At 72.6% G+C, this 21,929-nt stretch carries 20 protein-coding genes; 13 read left to right on the top strand and 7 right to left on the bottom strand.

Annotation, left to right across the window (positions count from 1 at the left end):
* The first annotated feature begins 96 nt into the window (after positions 1–96).
* The gene (locus tag ACIBCM_RS20210; RefSeq protein WP_399245025.1) at positions 97–1,455 is read left to right on the top strand and encodes an ATP-grasp domain-containing protein; all 1,359 of its coding nucleotides are present in this window, start codon (positions 97–99) and stop codon (positions 1,453–1,455) included.
* Between the two features lie 219 nt (positions 1,456–1,674).
* Positions 1,675–3,069 carry an NAD(P)-binding domain-containing protein gene (locus tag ACIBCM_RS20205; RefSeq protein WP_399245023.1) on the top strand — a complete coding sequence of 465 codons (1,395 nt, stop codon included), beginning with the start codon at positions 1,675–1,677 and terminating at the stop codon, positions 3,067–3,069.
* Between the two features lie 63 nt (positions 3,070–3,132).
* Here the strand turns inward: ACIBCM_RS20205 and ACIBCM_RS20200 are convergent, their stop codons facing one another.
* A complete protein-coding gene (locus ACIBCM_RS20200) occupies positions 3,133–3,330 on the bottom strand; it encodes a hypothetical protein (RefSeq protein WP_399245022.1) in 198 nt (65 codons plus the stop codon).
* Positions 3,331–3,746: 416 nt separating this feature from the next.
* On the opposite strand from ACIBCM_RS20200, the gene ACIBCM_RS20195 reads away from it, so the two are divergent.
* Entirely contained in the window at positions 3,747–4,322 is a 576-nt protein-coding gene (locus ACIBCM_RS20195; RefSeq protein ID WP_399245020.1) for a DUF4352 domain-containing protein, read from the top strand.
* A 45-nt stretch (positions 4,323–4,367) separates the two neighbouring features.
* Positions 4,368–4,865 carry a DUF5949 family protein gene (locus ACIBCM_RS20190; RefSeq protein WP_399245018.1) on the top strand — a complete coding sequence of 166 codons (498 nt, stop codon included), beginning with the start codon at positions 4,368–4,370 and terminating at the stop codon, positions 4,863–4,865.
* A 78-nt stretch (positions 4,866–4,943) separates the two neighbouring features.
* Here ACIBCM_RS20190 and ACIBCM_RS20185 read toward each other — a convergent pair whose 3' ends face one another.
* Positions 4,944–6,311 carry a cytochrome P450 gene (locus tag ACIBCM_RS20185; RefSeq protein WP_399245016.1) on the bottom strand — a complete coding sequence of 456 codons (1,368 nt, stop codon included), beginning with the start codon at positions 6,309–6,311 and terminating at the stop codon, positions 4,944–4,946.
* Positions 6,312–6,557: 246 nt separating this feature from the next.
* Between ACIBCM_RS20185 and ACIBCM_RS20180 the strand changes: the two genes are divergently transcribed.
* From ACIBCM_RS20180 to ACIBCM_RS20170, 3 genes are all read left to right on the top strand, one after another.
* Positions 6,558–7,061, top strand: a complete 504-nt coding sequence (locus ACIBCM_RS20180; protein WP_399245014.1) for a hypothetical protein — start codon at positions 6,558–6,560, stop codon at positions 7,059–7,061.
* A gap of 212 nt (positions 7,062–7,273) precedes the next feature.
* Entirely contained in the window at positions 7,274–7,765 is a 492-nt protein-coding gene (locus ACIBCM_RS20175; RefSeq protein ID WP_399245012.1) for a tyrosinase family oxidase copper chaperone, read from the top strand.
* A gap of 36 nt (positions 7,766–7,801) precedes the next feature.
* Positions 7,802–8,662 carry a tyrosinase family protein gene (locus ACIBCM_RS20170; protein WP_399245010.1) on the top strand — a complete coding sequence of 287 codons (861 nt, stop codon included), beginning with the start codon at positions 7,802–7,804 and terminating at the stop codon, positions 8,660–8,662.
* Positions 8,663–8,903: 241 nt separating this feature from the next.
* Here the strand turns inward: ACIBCM_RS20170 and ACIBCM_RS20165 are convergent, their stop codons facing one another.
* A complete protein-coding gene (locus ACIBCM_RS20165; protein WP_399245008.1) occupies positions 8,904–9,167 on the bottom strand; it encodes a chaplin in 264 nt (87 codons plus the stop codon).
* Positions 9,168–9,347: 180 nt separating this feature from the next.
* Here ACIBCM_RS20165 and ACIBCM_RS20160 point away from each other — a divergent pair, with 180 nt between their 5' ends.
* Complete coding sequence (locus tag ACIBCM_RS20160) at positions 9,348–9,563, top strand: hypothetical protein (RefSeq protein WP_399245006.1); 216 nt, start codon at positions 9,348–9,350, stop codon at positions 9,561–9,563.
* 361 nt (positions 9,564–9,924) lie between these two features.
* Here ACIBCM_RS20160 and ACIBCM_RS20155 read toward each other — a convergent pair whose 3' ends face one another.
* Both ACIBCM_RS20155 and ACIBCM_RS20150 read right to left on the bottom strand, forming a co-directional pair.
* Positions 9,925–11,535, bottom strand: a complete 1,611-nt coding sequence (locus ACIBCM_RS20155; RefSeq protein ID WP_399245004.1) for an amidohydrolase family protein — start codon at positions 11,533–11,535, stop codon at positions 9,925–9,927.
* A 14-nt stretch (positions 11,536–11,549) separates the two neighbouring features.
* On the bottom strand, positions 11,550–12,827 hold the full coding sequence (locus ACIBCM_RS20150; RefSeq protein ID WP_399245002.1) for an amino acid deaminase: 1,278 nt from the start codon (positions 12,825–12,827) through the stop codon (positions 11,550–11,552).
* A 142-nt stretch (positions 12,828–12,969) separates the two neighbouring features.
* On the opposite strand from ACIBCM_RS20150, the gene ACIBCM_RS20145 reads away from it, so the two are divergent.
* From ACIBCM_RS20145 to ACIBCM_RS20135, 3 genes are all read left to right on the top strand, one after another.
* Positions 12,970–14,046 (top strand): sugar kinase, encoded by a 1,077-nt coding sequence (locus tag ACIBCM_RS20145; protein WP_399245348.1) that lies wholly within the window; start codon positions 12,970–12,972, stop codon positions 14,044–14,046.
* A complete protein-coding gene (locus ACIBCM_RS20140) occupies positions 14,043–14,795 on the top strand; it encodes an IclR family transcriptional regulator (protein WP_399245000.1) in 753 nt (250 codons plus the stop codon). Before ACIBCM_RS20145 ends, ACIBCM_RS20140 begins: the two co-directional genes overlap by 4 nt.
* 208 nt (positions 14,796–15,003) lie before the next feature.
* Positions 15,004–15,414 (top strand): RidA family protein, encoded by a 411-nt coding sequence (locus ACIBCM_RS20135; RefSeq protein WP_399244998.1) that lies wholly within the window; start codon positions 15,004–15,006, stop codon positions 15,412–15,414.
* Positions 15,415–15,565: 151 nt separating this feature from the next.
* Here the strand turns inward: ACIBCM_RS20135 and ACIBCM_RS20130 are convergent, their stop codons facing one another.
* Positions 15,566–17,302, bottom strand: coding sequence for a serine/threonine-protein kinase (locus ACIBCM_RS20130; RefSeq protein ID WP_399244996.1), 1,737 nt, complete (start codon positions 17,300–17,302; stop codon positions 15,566–15,568).
* 618 nt (positions 17,303–17,920) lie between these two features.
* Positions 17,921–19,618 (bottom strand): chitinase, encoded by a 1,698-nt coding sequence (locus ACIBCM_RS20125; RefSeq protein WP_399244994.1) that lies wholly within the window; start codon positions 19,616–19,618, stop codon positions 17,921–17,923.
* A gap of 471 nt (positions 19,619–20,089) precedes the next feature.
* On the opposite strand from ACIBCM_RS20125, the gene ACIBCM_RS20120 reads away from it, so the two are divergent.
* Entirely contained in the window at positions 20,090–20,968 is an 879-nt protein-coding gene (locus ACIBCM_RS20120; protein WP_399245347.1) for a hypothetical protein, read from the top strand.
* A 243-nt stretch (positions 20,969–21,211) separates the two neighbouring features.
* Positions 21,212–21,925 (top strand): Flp pilus assembly protein CpaB, encoded by a 714-nt coding sequence (gene cpaB / locus ACIBCM_RS20115; RefSeq protein ID WP_399244992.1) that lies wholly within the window; start codon positions 21,212–21,214, stop codon positions 21,923–21,925.
* The last annotated feature ends 4 nt before the right edge of the window (positions 21,926–21,929 follow it).

The following is a 21,929-nucleotide window of genomic DNA, read 5'->3' as shown; positions in this document are numbered from 1 at the left end:
GACGTAAGGGACACAAAAGACGCACGCGATGTAAGGGGTGCACGGGACGCACAGAACTCAGAGGTCTCACCGGACCCACAGGACGCAAAGCGCGCGGTGGAGGCATTCGACGCCCGCGTTCCCGCGCTGGTGCTGCGCCTCGACCGGAATCCCTTTCACCACGGCACCCTCGGGGCCGTCAGATCGCTGGGCCGGGCGGGCGTCGAGGTGCACGCCGTGGTCGAGTCGGCCGCCAGCCCCGTGGCCCGCTCCCGCTATCTGCACCGGGCACACCCGAGGACCCGCGGGGCGGACGAGGCCGGGGCGTTCACGGAGATGCTGCTGCGGGTCTCGGACCGTATCGGGCGGCGCGCGGTGCTGATCGCCATGGACGATCTGAGCGCGATCCACACCGCGGCCCACGCACCGCGGCTCAGGGAGCGCTATCTCCTTCCCGAACTGCCCGCCGGACTGCCGGGCCGCCTCGCAGACAAGGCCCAACTCGCGGACCTGTGCGCGGGGGCGGGCATCGCGCACCCGGAGACGGTCGTCCCGGACACCCCCGCCGAAGCCGCCGACGCGGTACGGAGGCTGGGCCTGCCGCTGGTGGCGAAGTGGAGCCACCCCTGGCTGCTGACCCCGGCCACCGGGCTGCGCAGCACCACCCTGGTGACCTCCCCCGCGGCGGCCCGCGCGCTGCATGAACGGGGCCGGACCGCCGGGAGCCGGCTGCTCCTCCAGCGCTATCTGCCGGACGCGCCGCACACCGACTGGTTCTTCCACGGCTACTTCTCCGGCGACGGCCCGGTGTGTCTCGCGGGCGGCAGCGGGCGCAAGGAGCTGTCGTGGCCGACGCGCACGGGGCTCACCGCCAAGGGCCGCTGGCACCCCAACCCCGAGATCGAGGAGGCCGCGCTGCGGCTGGTCTCCCATGTCGGCTACCAGGGCATCCTCGACCTCGACTTCCGGCGTGACGCTGCGGCGGGCACGTACCGGCTCCTCGACGCCAACCCCCGGCCGGGCGCGCAGTTCCGGCTGTTCACCGATCCCGGCGGCCTCGATGTCGTACGGGCCCTGTATCTCGATCTCACCGGGCAGCGGGTGCCGCGCCGTTCGGACCGGCCGGGGCGGGTGTTCGTCGCGGAGAACTACGCGCTGCTGTCGGCGGTGGTCTCCGTACGGGACAGAGGTCCCGGGGTTCGGGACACAAGGCCGGAACCCCGGCGGCCGGTGGCCCGTGGGGAAGGCGTGGAGACGGCGTGGTTCGCGGGCGACGATCCGCTGCCGTTCCTCGCGATGACCCGGGCCTGGCTCGGGCGGGGGCTGGCGAAGGCCGTGCACCGGGTCCGGACGGCCGCCCGTGCCGCGCGCGGCACGGGGGTACCCGTGGCCGGGGCACCGCCCCGGCAGCGCGAGCCCGCCGACAGTACTTCCGACACCGGCGACCGCGCCACCGACCGCGCCTCCGGGACCTGAACCACCGGAACCCGAACAACCAGGACCTGGACAACGCGGCCCCGAACAACGCAGATCCGAACCATCCGCTGACGTCCCCGGACCGGACGCCCCCTCGGTCCCCTGATCCGTACCGCCCGCGGCCGTCGCACCTCGGCGCCCCTCACCGAACCCACCCTCCAGACCCTCCCGGCCCCGGAGCCCTCCACCCCTCCGGAGCCCTCGCGCAAAGGAACACACATGTACGACGTGGCAGTCATCGGCGCCGGTCCCTACGGGCTGTCCATCGCGGCCCACGCGGCGGCGGCCGGGCTGAGCCCCAAGGTCTTCGGCCGGGCGATGGCGTCCTGGCGCGACCATATGCCGGACGGCATGTTCCTCAAGTCGGAGCCCTGGTCGTCGAACCTCTCCGACCCGGCCGCCGCGCACACCCTCGCCCGCTTCGGCGCGGAACGCGGTTTCGAGACCGTCCACGGCAGTCCGCTCCCGATCGGGGCGTTCACCGACTACGGCCTCTGGTTCGCGCGGCACGCGGTCCCGGACATCGACGAACGGACCGTCACCCTGGTCACGCCCGCCGACGGCGGCTTCCGGGTGGAGACCGCCGACGGCGGGAGCGTCGCCGCCCGTACGGTCGTCCTCGCCGTGGGGGTGATGCCGTTCGTCCACCTCCCCGAGGCACTGGCCGGACTGCCCTCGCGCTGGGTGACCCACAGCAGCGGCCACGGCGACCTCGGCGGCTTCCGGGGCAAGGACGTCACCGTCGTCGGCGCGGGCCAGGCGGCGCTGGAGACCGCGACCCTGCTCGCCGAACAGGGGGCCCGGCCACGGCTGGTGGCCCGTACGGACCGCCTGAACTGGAACACCACGCCCCAGCCCCTCGAACGCGGACCGCTCCGTTCGCTGCGGACCCCGCACAGCGGCCTCGGCACCGGCTGGACCAGCTGGGTCTGGTCGGAGATCCCCTGGGCCGTACGGAGACTGCCCGCGAGCACCCGCGCTCATATCGCGCGCACGGCCCTCGGCCCGGCGGGAGCGTGGTGGCTCAGGGAGCGGTACGAGAGCCGGGTGCCCGCGCTGCTCGGTCACAGCCTGCGCGGTGCCGAGACCGCCGGCGGCCGGCTGCGGCTGACGCTGAACACCCCCGGCGGGGGCACCGAGACCGTCGACACCGACCATGTCGTCGCCGCGACCGGGTTCGTCCCGGACCTCGACCGGCTGGCCCTGCTGGACGCGCCGCTCCGCTCGGCGCTCGGCACGGTCGCCGGGACCCGGGCGCCGGAGCTGAGCGCCGGGTTCGAGTCCTCGGCTCCGGGGCTGTTCTTCGCGGGGCTGCTGACCGCGCCGTCGTTCGGGCCGTCCATGCGCTTTGTGTACGGGGCGACGTTCACCGCCCGGCGGCTGGTGGCCGGGGTGCGCCGGAGGCTGCGGGCGGGTGCCGTACCCCGGCTGCCGCGCCCCGGGGGCCCGGTCCCGGCCACATCGGTCTCCAGCGCACCGACTCCGGCTGGGTCGACTCCGGCTGGGTCGATTCCGGCCGGAACCGCGGCCCCTGAGGTTCCCGCGATGTCCGCGACTCCCGAGGCCCCGGCGGCGACATCGGCCGAGGGGCGTCAGCCGGTACGGGAGGGCTGACCCGGAGGCGTACCACCTGCCGTGGCGCGGTCGACGGGCCGCACCACGGCGGCCCCCGGGCCGTCAGACCGGGTGCCGGTTGAGGTGGAGCCGGCCGCGGTAAGGGGGTTGCGGGCCGAAGGCGTCGGGAGGGGCCGCCTGCGGTGGCGGGAACCGGACGAGCCGGGTCCACTCCAGGTCGGTCGCCCCCGGCAGAGTGCGGCCCGCCGAGGCCCATTGACGTACCAGTTCCGCGTAGATCGGGGACTCGTCGGAGGGCACTTGGCCGGGGTGGGAAGCGTGCTCCCCGTATCTGCTCGTGGTCGCGTGCGGAGCCGGGAATGTCTGGACGCGCTGCCATCGGGCAGGCGAAGTTGTCCTTGCCATATGACAGCCAACGGGAGCCCGGGGGACGAAGTCACTGCGGGAGGCCGGCCCCGGGGGACAGCAGGAACGGTTTTTCGAGGGATACGGGGCGCACTCCCGCGCACGGGCCCGGGCCACCGCACCGGCCGCGACGTACGGCGCGCGCCGGATCGCGGCCGGTCGGCGCGCCGGTTCGCCGTCTTCTCGCGTGCGCTGGTCGCTCGTTGGGGTGCACGATCCGCGACACGGTGCCCGACGGTCGCTCAGGTGGCGGCTTTTGGCGGGAGAGGGCGTGATGATACGGAAAACGGCCTGTCTGAGGGGACCGACCCATGCGACACCTGGCATCCGCGCTGCTGCTGTCGGCGCTCGCGACGGCGGCCACCGGCTGTCAGGGCCCGGGCGCCCCGGCCGGAGCGGAACCCGGTGCGGCGGGCGCCCCGGTGGCGGCAGCCGACGAGAAGCCGGGCTCCGGGCGGACGGCCTGGATCGGTGAAACGGCCGAGTTCGGGGGGCGTGCCTTCGGTGAACGTCTGCGGATCTCCGTACGCTCCGCCGTCGACCCGGCGATCGCCGTCCACCCGGCCAAGGGGCCACGGCCCGTATCCGCGGCCGGGAAGCGCCGGTACGGCGTGGAGGTCGCCCTCGTGAACGTGGGCGGCAAACTCCATGACACGAGCCGCGGCAAGGCATGGGTCACCGATGGGAAAGGGAACCGCTATCCGGCGGTCGATTCCGGGGCGATCACCACCGGACTTCCGCTGGAATGGAACACCCTGGCGGTGGGTGAACAGGTGCAGGGCTGGCTCGTCTTCGAAGTCCCCGAAGACGCGGACATCGTGAAATTCCACTGCACGCTGGGGAATTCATCCGTCACCTGGCAGCTGAAACATCCCCCGTCCAGGTGAATGCGGACGGTTGCCCGGGCCGGCAGGGCATTAGGGTGCCGAACCATGACCACAGCGAATTCCACCAAAAAGACCGTACAGCGCAGCCATTTGGGCACCCTTTCGATGCTCGCCTGGACCGGCGACCCCGAAGCCGGGCACGACACACCGTTCCTCCTCGTCTACTCCTGCGGCGACGGGGACGGGGGCCCGGAAGCGTGCACGGCGGCCCTGCTGGGAATGATCGGGGAATCCGGTCTGAAGGCGGGCGCGATGTCCGACGCCACCGAGACGGCCGGGAGCTCCCCGATCCGGGTGCTGGTGGAGGGCGGGCAGGCGGTGCTCAACATGCCGTATCTGAGCGCGCAGTGCGTGGCCCCTCCCGAGTGGCTGGCGGCGGCGGAAGCGGGGGGCCGGGTCCACCTCGTCGTGGCGAGCCGTCCCTGGCCGCAGGGGGTGCCGGGGCAGCCGGTCTCCGAGGAGACGCTCCACGCGTTCCTCGGCGACGACGAGACGCTGAACAGCGCGGCGCATGTCCTGCTGCGGGTGACCCAGCTGCGGTGACGTCCGGGCCCGGGGTGGAGCGGTTCATGGTTCCGCGCCCCGCCGGGCCGCCTGCCCGGACCCTGCCCCGGGCCGTTCTCAGGCTCCGGCCTCAGTCCCCGGCAGGCCCGGGGCCGCCGGCCGGCGGACCGGAGCCGGACCACCGGCCCGACTGGCGGCCGGGCCCTCGGCAGGGGTGGCCTTCGGAGCGGAAGAGGCCGTCCGGGGCAGCGGGGTGAAGGTGAACGGGAGCGCGCCGACGCGGTTGTCGAAGCTGGAGTCGACCAGGGTGGGCGGGGCGAGGGCTCGGAGGCCGCGGGTGCGGGTGAGCAGCTCGTGGAAGAGCGCCTTCATCTCCTGCCGGGCCAGATGCGCCCCCAGGCAGTAGTGGGGGCCACCGCCTCCGTACCCCAGGTGCGGGTTGGGGGCCCGGGTGATGTCGAAGGCGTCCGGGTTCTCGAAGACCGCCTCGTCGCGATTGGCCGACGCGTAGAACAGCACCACCTTCTCGCCGGGGCGGAACACCCGCCCGCCGAGCTCGCACTCGGCCACGACCGTACGGCGGAACTGGATGATCGGCGTCGAGTGGCGGACGATCTCGTCCACCGCGCCGTCCGCGTACCGCGCGAAGTCGGCGGCCAGCAGACCGTACTGGCCGGGGTGGTCCGTCAGCAGTGCCAGGCCGTGCGCGATGGCGTTGCGCGTGGTCTCCACGCCCGCCACCAGCAACAGGGAGAAGAAGGCGCCGAGTTCGCGCGAGGAGAGGGCCTCGCCGTCGATGTCGGCGCACACCAGCGCCGAGATGAGGTCGTCCTCCGGCTCCCGGCGCCGCTCACGCGCCAGCTTCGCCATCATCAGCTGCATACGGGCCAGCGCCCGCAGTCCGCGCCCCGGGACCCGCAGTCTCCGCCGGGCGACCCCCACGTTCTCCGACGCCTCGTCGACGCTGCGGGCGATCTCCGTCCGCCGGGACCCGGGGATGCCCATGAGATCGCAGATGATCTCGAACGGCATACGGGAGGCGACGGACGCCACGAAGTCCCCCGGCCCGTCACGGACCACCTCGTCGACGATACGGGCGGCGACCGCCCGCACATTGTCCTCCGCCGCGGACAGCAGCCGCGGAGTGAAGGCGCGGAAGACGATCTTGCGCAGGGCCGCGTGCTCGGCGCCGTCCAGGTTGACCATGGAGTTGCCGAAGAGGGCTTTGGCCCAGGCGGCCGGTTCGGGCGTGGTGACCCCGGGGGCGCTGGCGAACTCCCCGGGCCTGCGGCTCGCCTCCCGGACGTCCGCGTGCCGTACGAGGGCGTGGAAGCCGGGCCCGGAACCGAAGCGGGCGGGGGCACCGAGAGCGCGCAGCCGCGCGAACGACTCCAGCCGCCGTGCGCGCGGCAGCTCCCAGAACGACGGATCGGCGAGATCCACGTCCTCCACCCGCGGCGGGGACGCCTGTACGGGGATTTCCATGACCAAACCTCCTGAGGGCTCGCCGCCATGCTCACCCGGCCGGAGGGGAGCGGGCGGCCGGAACCACCCGGAACGCGGTGAATTCCCGCTCTTCGCCGCACCTTCGGGTGACATGGGAAGGGCGCGTCAACACGGGCGTTGCTGCGTTCGGGGGAATGCGGCCCGCGTCCGGCCGTCCGGCTCGTTCTCCCAGGCAGCCGTCGCGTGTACGCGACAGCCGTCAACCAAGAGGGGACACACCCACCGATGAAGTCGACCACCCGAGGATCTCTCGCGGCACTCATGGCCTGTATGGCGTCGGCGGTCGCGGCGGCGCCCGCGGCCGCCGCTGCCTCCGTGCCGGTCACCCTGCCGCTGGAGAGCCTGGAGACGGTCCTGCCGCTGGAGGCTCCGGCGCTGAGCACGGGCGTTCCGGTGCCCGTCCCCGGTGCGCCCGAGGGCCCGCGTCATGTCACCGGGCGGATGCTGCCGGAGCAGGCGCTGCCCCGGGTACCGGTCACCGGCGAACTGCCCAGGACGGCCCTGGACCTCCCCCTGGAGAACCCGCTCGGCGAGGGGGCCCTCGGCCTCGCCCGCGCGGCCGTCGAGGCCCCGGACACCCGGCTGACCACCCCCGGCGCCTCGCTGGGCGCGCCGCTCTCCGCCCCGCGGCCCGAACTCTTCGGGCAGCCCGAGCCGGTGCTCCCGGAGGCCGCCGTGCTCACCCCGGCGCTGACCGGCACCCCGGCCGCGGGTCTGGACCTGCGCTGACCGGTCACCAAACCGCAGTCCGGGCGCTGCGCCGACCGGGCACCGGTCATCGGTCACCGGTCCGCGGGCCCGCCCCCGGCCCCGCCCGGCGGGCCCGCGGAACGACGGTCGGTGGAATGAATGTCGTACGACCGGCCACCCGTTAGAGGAACCCTTTCGCCGTCGTCTCGTTGACAGGGTCGATGCACGGCTATGTCGAAAGGGCGGCCCCCATGCGATTCCCCGACCGTCACGCGCCCCGCCGGGTCACCCGCCGGATCGCGCTGCGCGCGCTGTTCACCTCCGGTGTCGTCGCGGGGACGGCGGGGGCGCTCGTACCCCTTCTCGGGAACGGGGATCAGGCCCCGGCGGTGCTGCCGGGGGAGGCGGGGGAGCCGGGGCCGCGCGCCGTGAAGGCCGGTTCCCCGCCGGAGCTGGAGCGGTTCGCGGAGATGTACCGCGGCCGTCATATCCAGGGCACGGCCACCGTGATGGTCCCCGCGGGGGGCGCGTACGACCCGCGGGGCGTACGGCCCGCCGCCGCGCCGAGTGTCGAGGTCCGGATCGACGGCAGACCGCTGCACATCATGCGGCGGGCCGACGGCAGCTATCTGAGCCTCGTCAACCACTACGAGTCGTTCCCGACGCTGCGCGAGGTGGCCCGTGCCGCCGTCGACGAACTGGGGGCCGCCCAGCTGTCGATGTCGCCGTCGCACGGTCACTGATCCGCACAGCCACGGAAACCGGGAGGGACGGCACAGGTGTACACCCGCAAGAACCAGCGGAATCTGACCCGTACGGAGAAAAGACGTTTCGTCGACGCACTGCTGGCGCTCAAGCGTTCGGGGCGGTACGACGAGTTCGTCAGGATGCACGGTGACTTCTACGTCCCCGACGCCGAGGACAGCCCGAGGGCGGCTCATATGACGCCCTCGTTCTTTCCCTGGCACCGCCGCTATCTGCTGGAGTTCGAGCGTGCGCTCCGGCAGGTCGACTCCGGCGTGACCCTTCCGTACTGGGACTGGACGACGGACGGCTCGCCCGCGTCGTCCCTGTGGGCGGACGACTTCCTCGGCGGTACGGGCAGGCTGGGCGACCGCCAGGTGATGACCGGGCCGTTCGCGTACTCGAACGGGAACTGGCGCATCAACTCGCGCGTCACCGACGGCCGCTATCTCACCCGCGATCTCGGCCGGCCGTCGAATCCGGTGTCCCTGCCGACGAAGGCCGATGTGGCCAGGGCGATCGAGGAGCCGCACTACGACGCGGCCCCCTGGGACTCCACCGCACGCACGGGGTTCCGCAACACCATCGAGGGGTGGAGCGCCGGAAGCAGCGAGCGGTGGCGCAACCACAACCGGGTGCACCGCTGGGTGGGCGGACTGATGCTGGGCGCGACCTCGCCCAACGATCCGGTGTTCTGGCTCCACCACGCCTTTATGGACCTGCTCTGGATCCGCTGGCAGCGGGCGCACCCCGGCTCCGGCTATCTCCCGCGCACCCCGCTGCCCGAGGGCGATCCCCAGCACGGGCGGGTGTTCGCGCTGGACGAGCCGATGCCGCCGTGGGGCGTGAAGCCGTCGGAGCTGCTGGACCACACCCGCCACTACCGCTACGAGTAGCGCCCCCGCCCGGGCCGCGCCGGTACGGCCTGCCCGGGAAAGCGGCTCCGAGGCCCCTTCCGCCCGAGCACCTGCCCAGCTCACCCCGCCCCGCGCCGGACCGGTCCGCGCGGGGCGGGGTCTTGTGCTCTTGCGCGGTACGGGGGCGCGGGCGCCGAACCGCTGGCGTCTGTACGCGGGAACGGCCGAGGGCCTCTTCTTCCGGACGGATCCGGAAGAAGAGGCCCTCGGAACAGGTGGCTCAGTGGCCGTAGGCGCCGTGGCCCCCGCCGTTCACGCACGTGTTGCCGAACGCCGGGTTCAGCAGCGCGATCACGTTGACGGTGTTGCCGCAGACGTTCACCGGAACGTGCACGGGCACCTGGAGGACGTTGCCCGAGAGCACGCCGGGGGAGTGGGCGGCGGCACCGTGCGCTCCGGCGTCAGCGGCGGCCAGACCGGCGCCGCCCGCCAGGATGGCACCCGAGCCGGCGACGACGGCAGCAGCCTTCGCGATACGCGACATCAGTTCTCCTTGCAGATCAGAACATCGGCCGCACGACTTGCGGCCTTCTTCGTGTCAACGCCGTAACCCGTAGGTGGTAACGGATCAGAGGCAAACTGATCGCCGAATCGTGTGCGGACCGCCTCCCGCGCCCTGCCTTCCCAGCGTGACCCGGCGCGGCCCGGTGCCGTTGCGCTCTGCATGACGGATTACAGGAAAGCGGCGCTGATCTGCGCTCTGGCTGTCTGGGCTCTCGGCGGCGGTACGGCCGCGCACGCCGCCCCGGAGTCGCACCACGGAGGCCGTGGCAACGCCACCACGGGCGGCGAGATCGACCGGAATCTGGTCAAGCCGCCGCCGGGCGGAATGCTCGCGCCCCTCACGGATGCCGCCGGGCGGATTCTGCCGGCCGGCTGATCACCGCCGGGCCGGATCCGGCCCGGCGCATGACCACCGGCGGCGCGCCCGTCCGCCCGGCCCGACGGCGCCCCGCACCGGTGGAGTCCCGGGGCCGGGGCCACCGCGGGCCCGGCCCCGGGAGGCCGCCGGAGCCCCGGGCTCACCGACCCCGGTCGCCCCGGCCGGTGGGCCGGTCGCGCCCGTGGACGCCGGTCGCCCCACGGCCGGTGGGCCGTCCCCGCCGCAGGCGTCGGCCGTCCCCGCCTGCCCGTACCCCGCCCGGAGCTCCCACCCGTCCTTGCCCCGTCGCCTCGCGCCCCGCGCCCCGCGCCCCCGCGCCCGTCGAGGGGCGTCCACCGGAGCCGTACCGCGCTCTCCGTCAGGCGCGGCCCGGGGTGCGGCGGATCGAGCGGCCTGCGAGGACATCCGTCCGGGCGCCGTCCTCGATCACGAAACGGCCGTCGATCAGGACATGGGGGATGCCGACCGGGAGCGTGCGCGGGGCGGCGAAGGTCGAGCCCGCGGCCACCGTCGCCGGGTCGAAGAGGACGAGGTCCGCGCGGTAGCCCTCGGCCACCAGCCCCCGGTCGGGCAGCCGCAGCCGGGCGGCCGGGCGGGAGGTGAGATGGGCGACCGCCTCCTCCAGCGAGAGGATGCCCAGCTCGCGCGCGTACCGGCCCAGATAGTGCGGGAAGGTGCCGTAGGCGCGCGGGTGCGGCTTGTCGCCCTGGAGGATGCCGTCGCTGCCGCCGGTGTGCACCCGGTGGCGCATGATCGCCCGGACGTTCTCCTCGTGGCCGACGTGCTGGAGGATCGTCGTGCCGAGCCGGTCCTCGACGAGCAGCCGCCGGGCGGTCGCCCAGGGGGCCTCGCCGCGTTCCCGCGCGGACTGCTCGACCGTCCGTCCGACGTACGCGCCGAACGCCGGGTCGCCGACCCCGGAGATCTCCACCGTCTCCCAGTCCATCGGCACACCGTGGCAGCCGTCCGAGCCCGTCACCTCCAGATGGTGGCGGATCCGCTCGGCCGTCCCCTCGTCCCGCAGCCGCGCCAGCAGCGCGTCGGGACCGCCCTCGCTCGCCCAGCTCGGCAGGGTCGCCACGAGCGTGGTGGAGCCGGGGGTGTACGGATAGGTGTCGAGGGAGATGTCGGCGCCCCGGGCGAGCGCGTCGTCCAGCAGGGCGAGCAGATCGCCCGCCTTCCCCTTGTTCACCCCGAAGTTCATGGTCGCGTGGGCGAGATGCAGCGCGCAGCCCGCTTCACGGGTGAGCCGGACCATCTCCTCGTACGCCTGGAGGGCCCCGGCGCCGTAGGAGCGGTGGTGGGGGCAGTAGTAGCCGTCGTAGGCGGCCACGACCCGGCACAGCTCCGTCAGTTCGGCGTCGGGCGCGTACATGCCGGGGGTGTAGGTCAGACCGGACGACATGCCGACCGCGCCCTGTTCCAGCCCTTCGGCGACGAGCCGGCGCATCCGGTCCAGCTCGGCGGGGGTGGCGGGGCGGTCCTCCCAGCCGACCGCGTACATCCGGACCGTGCCCTGCGGGATGAGATAGGCGGCGTTGACGGCGATGCCCTCGTCGAGGCGGTCGAGGTACTCGCCGACGGTCCGCCAGTCGAAGTCGACGGAGGTGTCGCCGGGGCCGCCGCCGTTCCAGCCGCTGATCGCGCGGCGGACGCCGTCGAGGGTGCGGTCGTCGACGGGGGCGTACGACAGGCCGTCCTGGCCGAGGACTTCGAGGGTGACGCCCTGGGCGGCCTTGGCCTCGTGCGCGGGGTCGCGCAGCAGGGCGAGGTCGCTGTGGGCGTGCATGTCGATGAAGCCGGGGGCGAGGGCGAGACCGGAGGCGTCGAGGGTACGGGTCCCGGACAGCGGCGGGTCGCCCTCGCGGCGGATGGCGGCGATACGGCCGTCCCGTACGCCGACGTCGGCGCGGTAGGAGGCACGGCCGCTGCCGTCGACGACTCCGGCGTCGCGGATGAGGAGATCCATGGTGGCCGGCCCGGTCAGAAGAAGGTACGGAGGTAGTCGGTGACCGTGCCGTCGGCCTCGACCAGCGGGATCAGCTGCCACTTGTCGAAGGAGGTGCAGGGGTGGGACAGACCCATGCCGATCCAGTCGCCCACCTCCAGATCGGCGCCGGGGCCGGTACGGACCCAGCCGTGCTGGTCCGAGAGGCCGCTGATCTCGATGTCCGTGGCCGGGCGGATCTCCCCGGTGCGGGCGTCGCGGACGACCTGGGCCTCGGGCAGATCGAGGTCGTACGCGGCGTCCCGCTTGCCCGCGTTGACGAACGCCTGCTCGGCGGACGGCCGGGAGACGACCTGGGCCCACAGCCGCAGGGCGCTGTGGAGGGAGCCCTCGTCGGGGACCCGGTTGAAGGGGGTGAGACGGCGGTAGTGGCCGTCGTCGTGCGAGACGTACGCCCCCGAGCGCAGCAGCCGCAGCACCGGGCGGGACAGCGCCGGGATCTCGGCGAACACATCGGCGACCGCGTCGAACCAGGCGCTGCCGCCGGCGCTGACGACGATGTCGTCGCCGTCCCGGAACCGGCCCTCCGCGTCGAAGGCCACGGCCAGCGCGACCAGCCGGCGCAGCCAGGCGCGCACGCTCTCGCCGTCGGCCTCGGGGACCTCGCCCTCGTACCCGGCGACGCCCACGAGCCGCAGGGCCGGTGCCGCGGCGACGGCGTCGGCGACGGCGGCGCACTCCGCCTCGGTGCGGACCCCGGTGCGGGCGCCCTCGCCCGCGCCCAGCTCGATGACGACATCCAGGGGGCGGACCGGTCCGGCCGCGGTGAGGGCCTCGTTCATCAGCTCGACACCGCGCACGGAGTCCACGTAGCAGATGAAGCGGAAGTCGGGGTCCCGCTCCAGCTCCCCGGCGAGCCAGCGCAGGGCGGCCGCGTCGACGACCTCATTGGCCAGAAAGATCCGCTGGATACCGTGGGCGCGGTATACCCGGGCCTGGTGGGGTACGGCCGCGGTGATGCCCCACGCGCCGCGCTCCAGCTGGCGGGTGAAGAGCTGCGGAGACATGGAGGTCTTGCCGTGCGGGGCGAAGGCGAGGCCGTGGCGCTCGGAGTAGGTCTGGAGGAGGGCGAGATTGTGCTCGACGGCCTCGGCGGAGAGTGCCAGTACGGGGGTGGTGAAGCCGCCGGTGAACAGATCGCGCCGCTGGGCCGCCAGCTCGGCGACGGTCAGTCCGTCGGCGTCCGGGGGCAGCGCCTTGAAGCGGTGATCGACGCGCTCGTACCGGAGCCGGCCCGGCTGATCGGCGGCCATGCATGTCTCCCTCTGGTATGGCTGTTGCAAGATATGCAACGGTCATTGCGCATATCGCTCAATGCTGTCTAACATCCGGCGCAGCGCCGGGTCAATGGACCCGGCGGTCCCAGACCCCGCGAGGAGCCCCAGGGTGAGCAGCGTGACCGGATCCGCCGCCGCGGACGTCACAGAGGTGATCTGCCTCGGCGAGTCCATGGTCACGTTCCTTCCCTCCCGCCCGGGGCGCCTCGCCGACGTCCCCTCCTTCGCGCGCGCGATCGGCGGCGCCGAGTCGAATGTCGCGTGCGCGCTCGCCGCCGCGGGACACCGGACCACGTGGGTCAGCCGGGTCGGCTCGGACGGCTTCGGCGACCATCTGATCCGGGAGATCTCCGCGTACGGCGTCGACACCTCCGCCGTCGCCCGTGATCCCTGGCGGCCCACGGGGATCTACTTCCGCACCGCGACCGACCGTTCGTCGGACGGGCACGAGGTCGTCTACTATCGGGCGGGTTCGGCGGCCTCCGCGATGTCCCCGGCCACGGTCCCCGACGCCGATGTCACCGGCTCGCGCGTGCTGCATCTCTCGGGCATCACGGCCGCGCTCTCCGGCGACTGCCTGGATCTGATGCGCCGTCTCACCCGCCCGCGCGCCGGCCGCCCGCTGGTCTCCTTCGACGTCAACCACCGCCCCCGCCTGTGGCCCGATCCCGGCGCCGCGGGGGTTCTCCTCGACCTCGCCCGGGGCGCCGACCTCGTCTTCGTCGGCGAGGACGAGGCAGAGGCCGCGTGGGGAGTACGGGGTGCGGAAGCGGTCCGGGCGGCCCTGCCGGAACCGGAGACGGTCGTGGTCAAGCAGGGGGCGCGGGGGGCGACCGTCTTCACCCGGGAGCAGGTCGGCCCCGCCCGGCCGGGGGCGGAACCGGGCGGTGTGCCCGTGGACACCGTGACCTTTGTGAGCGCCCCCCGGGTGGAGGTGATCGCCCCCATCGGCGCGGGCGACGCCTTCGCCGCCGGATATCTCTCCGCCACCCTCCGCGCGCTCCCCGTCCGCGACCGGCTGCGCCACGGGCACCTCATGGCCGCCGCCGCCCTCACGGTGCCCGAGGACCTCGGCGCCCCGCCCGCCACGGCGTACGCCGACCGCCTGGTGGCGCTCGACGACACGGCCTGGGGCACACTTCGTCTCGGCCCCGGCTGGACCTCAGCCGTGGAGGAGGAGGTACGTACGCCATGAGCCAGACCGTCGACCGCGCGCTCAGCATCCTGCCGCTGCTCGCCCAGGGCCCCGCCGACCTCGGGCAGGTCGCGCAGCGCCTCGGGGTGCACAAGTCCACCGCGCTGCGGCTGCTGCGTACGCTCCACGACCACGGGCTCGTCTACCGCCAGCAGGACCAGCGCTACCGCCTCGGGGCCCGGCTGTTCGCGCTCGCGCAGGAGGCCGTCGAGAACCTCGACGTCCGTGAGATCGCGCATCCGCATCTCGTCACGCTCAATGAGCAGATCGGCCACACGGTCCATCTCGCGGTGTACGAGGAGAGCGAGGTCCTCTACATCGACAAGGTGGAGAGCCGGTATCCCGTACGGATGTACTCGCGGATCGGCAAGCCCGTCGCGATCACCGTCGCCGCCGTGGCCAAGCTCCTCATCGCCGATCTGCCCGAGCCGGAGCGGCGGCTGATCGCCGAGAAGCTCGACTACCCCCTGTACACCTCCCGTTCGACCCCGAACGCGGCGGCCTTCCTGAGGGAACTCGTGGCCGTGCGCGAACAGGGGTGGGCCACCGACCTCGGCGGCCACGAGGAGTCCATCAACTGCATCGGCGCGCCCATCCGGGGCGCGGCGGGCAGGGTCGTCGCCGCGATGTCGGTCTCCGCGCCCAACGTCGTGGTCACCGCGGAGGAACTCCTCACCCTGCTCCCGCTGGTGCGGCGGACGGCCGACGCGATCAGCCGGGAGTACTCGGGGTCCGTCACCCCGCAGTGAGACGGTGGGCACGCGTCTCCTCCCGCCCGCCGCATCCGCGGTCCCTCACGGGCCGGCCGCCCGGACCGGCGTCCGTCCCTATCACCGATCGATATCCCAGAAGCCCGCCAAGCCCATCAAGCCCGCCGAACCCATCAAGCCCGCCAAGCCGTCGAAGTCCCTGAGGCCAGAGTCCAGTGCAGTCCGCGAACTCCGTGAAGGAAGCCCGATGACCGAGAAGACCGCGATCACCCCCGCCACCCACACCGCCCCGCCCGCCAAGTTCTCCCACGGTGTCCGCAAGGGCAACATCCTCCAGGTCGCCGGTCAGGTCGGCTTCCTCCCGGCGGTCGAGGGGCAGGCCCCGACGCCCGCCGGGCCGACCCTGCGGGAGCAGACCCTCCAGACGTTCGCCAATGTCAAATCGATCCTGGTGGAGGGCGGCGCGAGCTGGGACGACGTGATGATGATGCGCGTCTACCTCACGGACGTGGACCACTTCGCCGAGATGAACGAGATCTACAACGCGTACTTCGAGGAGCAGGGACTCAAGGCGCCCGCGTCCGCGCGTACGACGGTGTACGTCGGACTGCCGGCCGGTCTGCTGATCGAGATCGACGCGCTGGCGGTCCTGGACTGAGCGGTTCGGGCCGGGTCGGGTCCCGGACCGGGGCTTGAGCGGTCCGTTCGCGCCCGGCCCCGGGCCGCTCCGGGTCCCGGACCGGGTGGGACCCGGCGGTGCCGGGGCTGTGCGCGCCCGGCGTCCGCCGTTCGGGCCGGCGGCCGGGTGCTCAGCGCTTCCGTACGCAGACCACGATCCACTCGCCTGTCGCGGAGTGGACGACGTGTTCCCGGTCCGGCCCCACGGCGCACCCGGTGGGGACCGGATCCGATTCCGGCACCCTGAAGACGTCGGTGACCTCGTACTCGGCGTCCTCGAAGTCGCACGGCTCGGCCGCGTCGGCCGCCGGGAAGGCCAGGCAGTCACCGGGCGCCACCGCGGGGACGGCGTCCGTCGTGAAGGTCGGGGCGACATACGGCCCGGGGGCCGGGGCGGACGTGGAGGGGGTACTCCCGCCGGCGCCGTCGTTCCTGTCGCCCCCCGTCCAGGGCGGGTCGGCGAGTACGCCGATGAGCGTCAGGACGGTGAAGACCACCGCCACCAGCGTCAGGCCGACGAGGGCTTTCCGCGACTCTCGGGCGGGGGGCCGTGACCCGGAGCCGGATGCGGATTCCGGACCGGCGGGAGGCGGGGGTACGGGCCCGGGCGCGGGCTGCGGTGCCGGGGGCGCGGTGGGCCCCGGGCGTGGTGTGTGAGCGCGTGGGCCGGTGCCGTCGACCGTGAGGGCATCGGCGATCCCCCCGCCCCCGGCCGGTCCGTCCGCCGCCGGTCCCGCTCCCGCCCCCGGCGAGGTCACCGGGTGCGGTGCGGCCGGGGGCTCCGCCGGTGGAGTGTCCGGCGGGACCGGGGTCACCGCGGCCGTGGGAGTCGGTACGACGGGCCCCGGCGGGGGAGGCTCGGCCTGCGCGGGGGTCGCCGGCGGGGCGTCGACGGGATCCTCGCGGAGACCGGGGTCCTCGCGCAGGACGTGGGCGTCCGAGGATTCGTCGGCCGCCAGGACCGCGCCCTCCCGCTCGTACTCCGCCATCAGCCGTGCCCAGCTCTCCGGCAGCCAGTGACGGCCCGTCGCCGAGGCCGAGGGAGCCGCGAGTTCCATGGCGAAGTCGGCGAGCAGATCGCCGGGCTGGGGGCGCTCGGCCGGGTCGAGGGCGAGACAGCGGTGGACGAGAGGCGTGAGATCACCGGGCAGACCGGTGGTGTCGAGTTCCCCGCGCGAGACCCTGGCCAGCAGCCGCAGGGTGTCCTCGCCCTCCGGGTAAGGGGGACGGCCGACCGCCAGATGGAACAGCGTGGCGCCGAGTGAGTAGATGTCGGAGGCGGCGGTGGACGGCTCGCCCCGGGCCTGTTCCGGGGAGGTGAAGGCGATCGTGCCCAGGGTGACCGAGGTCCGGGTGATGTCCGTCGCGTGGGAGATGCCGAAGTCGATGACCCGGGCGCCGGACATGGACAGCAGGACGTTCTGGGGCTTCACGTCCCGGTGGACGATGCCCTCCCGGTGGAGGGTGAAGAGCGCCGCGGTCGTCCCGGCGGCGACCCAGCGCACGGCGGGCGCGGGCAGCACCCCCGCGAACTGCACCAGCTGCGCCAGCGAGGGCGCGGCGATGTAGTCGATGGCCATCCACGGGCGTTCGGCCAGCGGGTCCGCGTCACGGACCTTGGCGGTGTACGCGCTGTCGACCCGCCCGGCGAGCGCGACCTCCCGGGCGAACCGGCGCCGGTCGGTGTCGCTGACGGTGCCCTCGGCGAGCAGCGACTTGACCGCGACCAGCCGTCCGTCCGTCGTGGAACGGGCCAGATAGACCCGTCCCATACCGCCCGAACCGAGCCTTCCGAGAAGGCGGTACGACCCCAGCTCCGCCGGGTCCCCACCGCCGAGCGGCAGCAGCCGCGGTCCACTCCCGCTCATGTCCCCGCTTCCCCCGCCATGACATCCGGCAGCAGCGTACCGACCAACCCGCCTCGCGTGGACGGAGGTTGTCCCACGGCGGGGAGCGCCGGGCCGGGCGCCTCCGGAGGGGTGGTCCCGCCGCCGCTGCCCGGTCAGCGGTTCCGGGCACCCGGGTGTCGGGTGTCCCCGTCGTCGTGTGCCCGGTCCTGCGTCGTGTGCCCGGTTCCCCGGCTCGCGCGGGCGCTCCGGCTGCTCCGGTCCGGTGGGGCCTTCCGTCGCGTACGGCACATGCGTACCGCCCGGCCCCGGCGCGGTCCGGCGCCACACGGGTCGCCGTGACGGCGGCCGGGGAGAGGGGCGGCGCCCGGGTGCCCGCCCGGGACGCACCGGAACCGCGTCCGGAACGCGCCCGGGAGAACGCCCCCGGAACCCGCGGCCCGGCGAGCGCTCCCCGGGAACGGCCCGGGAACGCGCAGCAGCGCCACCGGGACAGGACGGTGGCGCTGCTGCCGGCGTCGTACGACCTTGGGCGTGGGGGTGGCGGACGTACGACAGGTTCGGTGCGCCCTCGCGTACCGGGGCCCGCGTCCGGATCCCGCCGGGTGCCGGCGTGATCCGGACGGAGGACCCTAGACGCTAGGGCAGGCCGTGCACATGGGGTCCGACCGCGTTCGACCAGGCGTTGCCCGCGGTCGCGTCCCAGTTCGTGGACCAGGTCATCGCACCGCGCAGGGTCGGATAGGTCCTGGCCGGCTTGAAGGTGCCGCAGCCGGTGCCCCGGGCCAGACAGTCCAGGGCGTTGTTGACGATGGACGGGGAGATGTAGCCGCTGCCCGCGCCCCGGGTGGAGGCCGGGACTCCGAGGCCGACCTGGGACGGGTCGAGGCCGCCCTCCAGCTGGATGCAGGCGAGCCCGGTGAGGAAGTCCACCGTGCCCTGCGAGTAGACCTTGCCGTCGCAGCCGAGCATCGCGCCGCTGTTGTAGTACTGCGTGTTGACGACCGTGAGGATGTCCTTCACATTCAGCGCCAGCTGGAAGTACTGGGTGCCGGTCGACTGCATGTCGAGGGTCTGCGGGGCCATCGTCAGCACCATGCCCGGGCCCGCCTTGGCGGAGAGCTGCCGCAGCGCCTTCGTCAGATACAGGGCGTTGATGCCGTGCTCCAGGTCGATGTCGACACCGCTGAAGCCGTACTCCTGCATCAGCGCCCAGGCGCTGTCGGCGAAGGCGGTAGCCGAGGCGTCACTGTTGATCGTGACATTGCCCAGTTCGCCGCCGACCGACAGGACGACCGACTTGCCCGCCGCCTTCTTCGCGGCCACATCCGACTTGAACTCGTCCACATTGGCGTAGCCGAGCGCCGAGCTGAGGTTGAAGGTCAGCCGGCCGGGTGTGGTGGTCGCGTCGGCGAAGGCCACCGCGATGATGTCGTACTGCGCCTGGACGTCGCGGAGCTTCTGCACGGTCGCGCCGTTGTTGAAGTTCTGCCAGTAGCCGGTCAGCGCGTGCTTCGGAACCGGCGGGCGCGGGTCGGTGCCGCCCGGCAGGGTCCTCGCGGTGACCGCGGCCGACTTCGCCGACTCGCCCGCGCTGTTGGTGGCCGTCACCTGGAACTGGTACGCGGTGTTCGCGGCCAGATTGGTCACGGTCGCCGATGCGCCGCCCACCGAGAGGATCTTGGCGCCGTCGCGGTAGACGTTGTAGCCGGTCGCTCCGGAGGAGGCGCCCCAGTTCAGGGCGATGGTCGAGGAGGTCGCGGTCCCGGCGGCCAGCCCGGTGGGCGGCGGCGGTACGACGGGGTCGGGGTCCTGGCCGCCTCCTCCGTCGGGTCCGAAGACGCTCACATCGTCGACGTAGTACGCGGACTGGCCGTACCAGCCGTGGGTGTAGACGGTGACGGACGTGGTGCTCGGGCCCGTACGGAAGGTGGTGGAGAGGCGGTTCCAGGTGCCGGCGCCGGGGGACCAGGTGGAGACGTCGGTGGTGCCCGTGCCGCTGGCGCCCAGATAGACATAGCTGCCCTGGACCCAGGCCTCCAGGGAGTACGTGGAGTTGGGCTGCACGGCCACGGTCTGGGTGCACTTGGCGTTGTCCATGCCGGCCGGGGTGGCCTTCAGGGCGGACGCGCCGGTGCGGACGGGGGTCGCGGTGTTGGCCCCGGTACCCGAGGAACAGGTCCAGTTGGAGAGCCCGGACTCGAAGCCCGCGTTCTTGGCGACATTGACGTCGGCGGCCTGGGCGGTACCCGTGATGCCCACGAGTGTGAGTCCGGCGCCCACGGCGAGCGCCAGGGCTCCGCCGAGCCATCTTCGTGAACGTTTTGTGGGGTCCACGTGCTGCCTCCAGTGGGGGAGTTGGGGGGAGGAGGTGAAGCGGGGATCGTCCGCGGTGGCCACCGCTGGTCGTAAAACTGGTCCAGACCAATAGGGTTGTCAAGACCTGTGTCACTGATTCGCCCGGCGGAGTTCCGCGGGGGAGGAGGCATTCACATCATCGATTTTCGGCCAATCCGGGTGGATGAGGGGCCTGTTATCCGTGTTCTCGTCCGACCCGTGGCCCATCTCTGTCATATCACTGAGGGAACATCACCTTTTCGCCCGCTTTGGCCTGTGCGGAGCGTGCGCACGTTGCGGCTCTGTGTTCAAGAAGGTGTTCTCTGGCTCTTAAGTCGTGGATAAAGTGCAGATGCAGGAGCAGCGCAGTACGTATCTGCGGTCACGGGACCCCCGCAGACCGGAGCCGAACGGGGAACCAGCGTGCCGACCGCAATAGCTGTCACCAGCGCAGATCTGGTGCTACCGCCGATGGACCAGCACACACCGACGGCGACCCTGCTCCCGTCACCGGATGTTCAGCCGCTGGACGCCGCGCTGGCCGACATGACCGTTCTCCTCGAACAGTACGGCTATGCCGTGGCCCTCTATCCGGCGTCCATTCCCGTGGCTCATGAACGCAGGCTGCACACCATCCGGTCGGTGCTGGAGAGCAATCGGCTGGCACTGCTGAAACTGGATCTTCCGCCGCTCGGCATCGCCGTACTCGTGAGACAGCTGAGGCAGTTGTCGATCTGTGACTTCGGCGCCGGAATTATCGCCTCCGCGGCCCGTCTGCTCTCGCACTATGTCTACGCCGGAGCGCTCCTCCATTCCGTCACCCGGCTCGACCGGGTTCCGGTGAGCCTGAAGGCCCACGCCAAATCCTGGGTGCCCGGCTCCCAGTTCGGGGTGCTCGCCAACCCGAATCCGGAACTGATCAGGATCGGGACGGGGGCCGACCGGCTCGTCGGACCGGATTTCGCCACCCGGATGGTGGTGGCGAAGGGGCAGACGCAATCCGACTGGGTCGACCGCACCCTGGCCCCGCAGTGGCGGACCCAGGGGGTGGAGGAGGCGACACTGCCCGCGGACTCGCCGGGCTGGTGGGGCACCGCCAAGCTGATCGAATTCGCCGCGTTCCTGCCCGATGTCTCCATCCTCTACCAGCTGGTCTCGTCCGTACGCAGGGAGGTGTGCACCTGGTGCGGAATCGAACTCATCGGTGACCGCTGTGGTTTCTGTTCGGCTCCGCTGGCCGCGGCCGGAAATCCGCGGGCGGGTGAGCCGGGGAACCCGTACCGCAGTGAGCGCCAGAACCAGAATTCCGGTGTCCTGGACCATGGAACACCCGCGTACCACGGACCCTGAACCGCCGCCGCCGGGCAGTCCGCACCGAACGGGGCGGTTCCCCGGACCGCCGCTTCCCGGAAGTGACCCCGCACCCCGGAGCGGGCCCGGATCCGCACCCCGGAATAGGCGCCGATCCGCACTCCGGGGCGAGTCCGCGTCCGTACTCCGGAGCGGACTCGGACGACCGCCGGCGACCGACCTTCACTCCAGCCCTGTCCGCTTCTGTGTCAGTCCCTGTCTGCGAACGAGGTTCCCCAGCCCATGAATTCACGCCAACGCCGAGGCGTCATCCTTCTCATCGTCTCGGTTCTCTGCGCACTCGCCGCGTTCGCCGGTGTGATTTCCGTGATCAGTGACGTGAATTCAAAGGTCGGCCCGGAGGTCACCGCCTACCGGATCAAGGCCGATGTGTCCCCGTATACGGAACTGCGGCCCGGCCAGTTCGAAAAGGTCTCGATTCCCCGGCGCTGGCTCTCCGACAGCGCGGTGACCGATGTCTCGGCGGTCAACGGGAAGATAGCCGTCACCCGGCTCAGGAAGGGGTCGCTGCTCCAGGAGGACATGATCGTCAAAAGGCCCGCCCTGGCTCCCGGCGAGCAGGAGATCGCGATCATGATCGACGCGGCCACCGGGGTCGCGGGCAAGATCACCCCGGGCGATCTGGTGAATATCTTCGCCACCTTCTCCGGCCGCCGGCAGAGCGACCCGAACGAGTCCCGGATCATCGTCTCGGGCGCGAGGGTCATCGACGTCGGCCGTCTCACCCCCCTCGAATCCAAGAAGGACAACCGGGGCAGCGGGGTCCGCGAGGCCGTGCCGATCACCTTCGCCCTCGGCACCGCCGACGCCCAGCGCCTCGCCTACGCGGAGTCGTTCGCCGAGCATGTGCGGCTCGCCCTTCTCGCCAAGGGAGGCCCCGCCGCATTGCGTCCTGGCGACAGCACCTACACCCTCGACGAAGACAAGAACAGGTGAGTGC

It is taken from the genome of Streptomyces sp. NPDC051018, from assembly GCF_044456085.1.
Lineage (GTDB): Bacteria > Actinomycetota > Actinomycetes > Streptomycetales > Streptomycetaceae > Streptomyces.
Note: the sequence above shows the minus strand (reverse complement) of the source record. Positions and strands in the feature narration are given on the sequence as shown.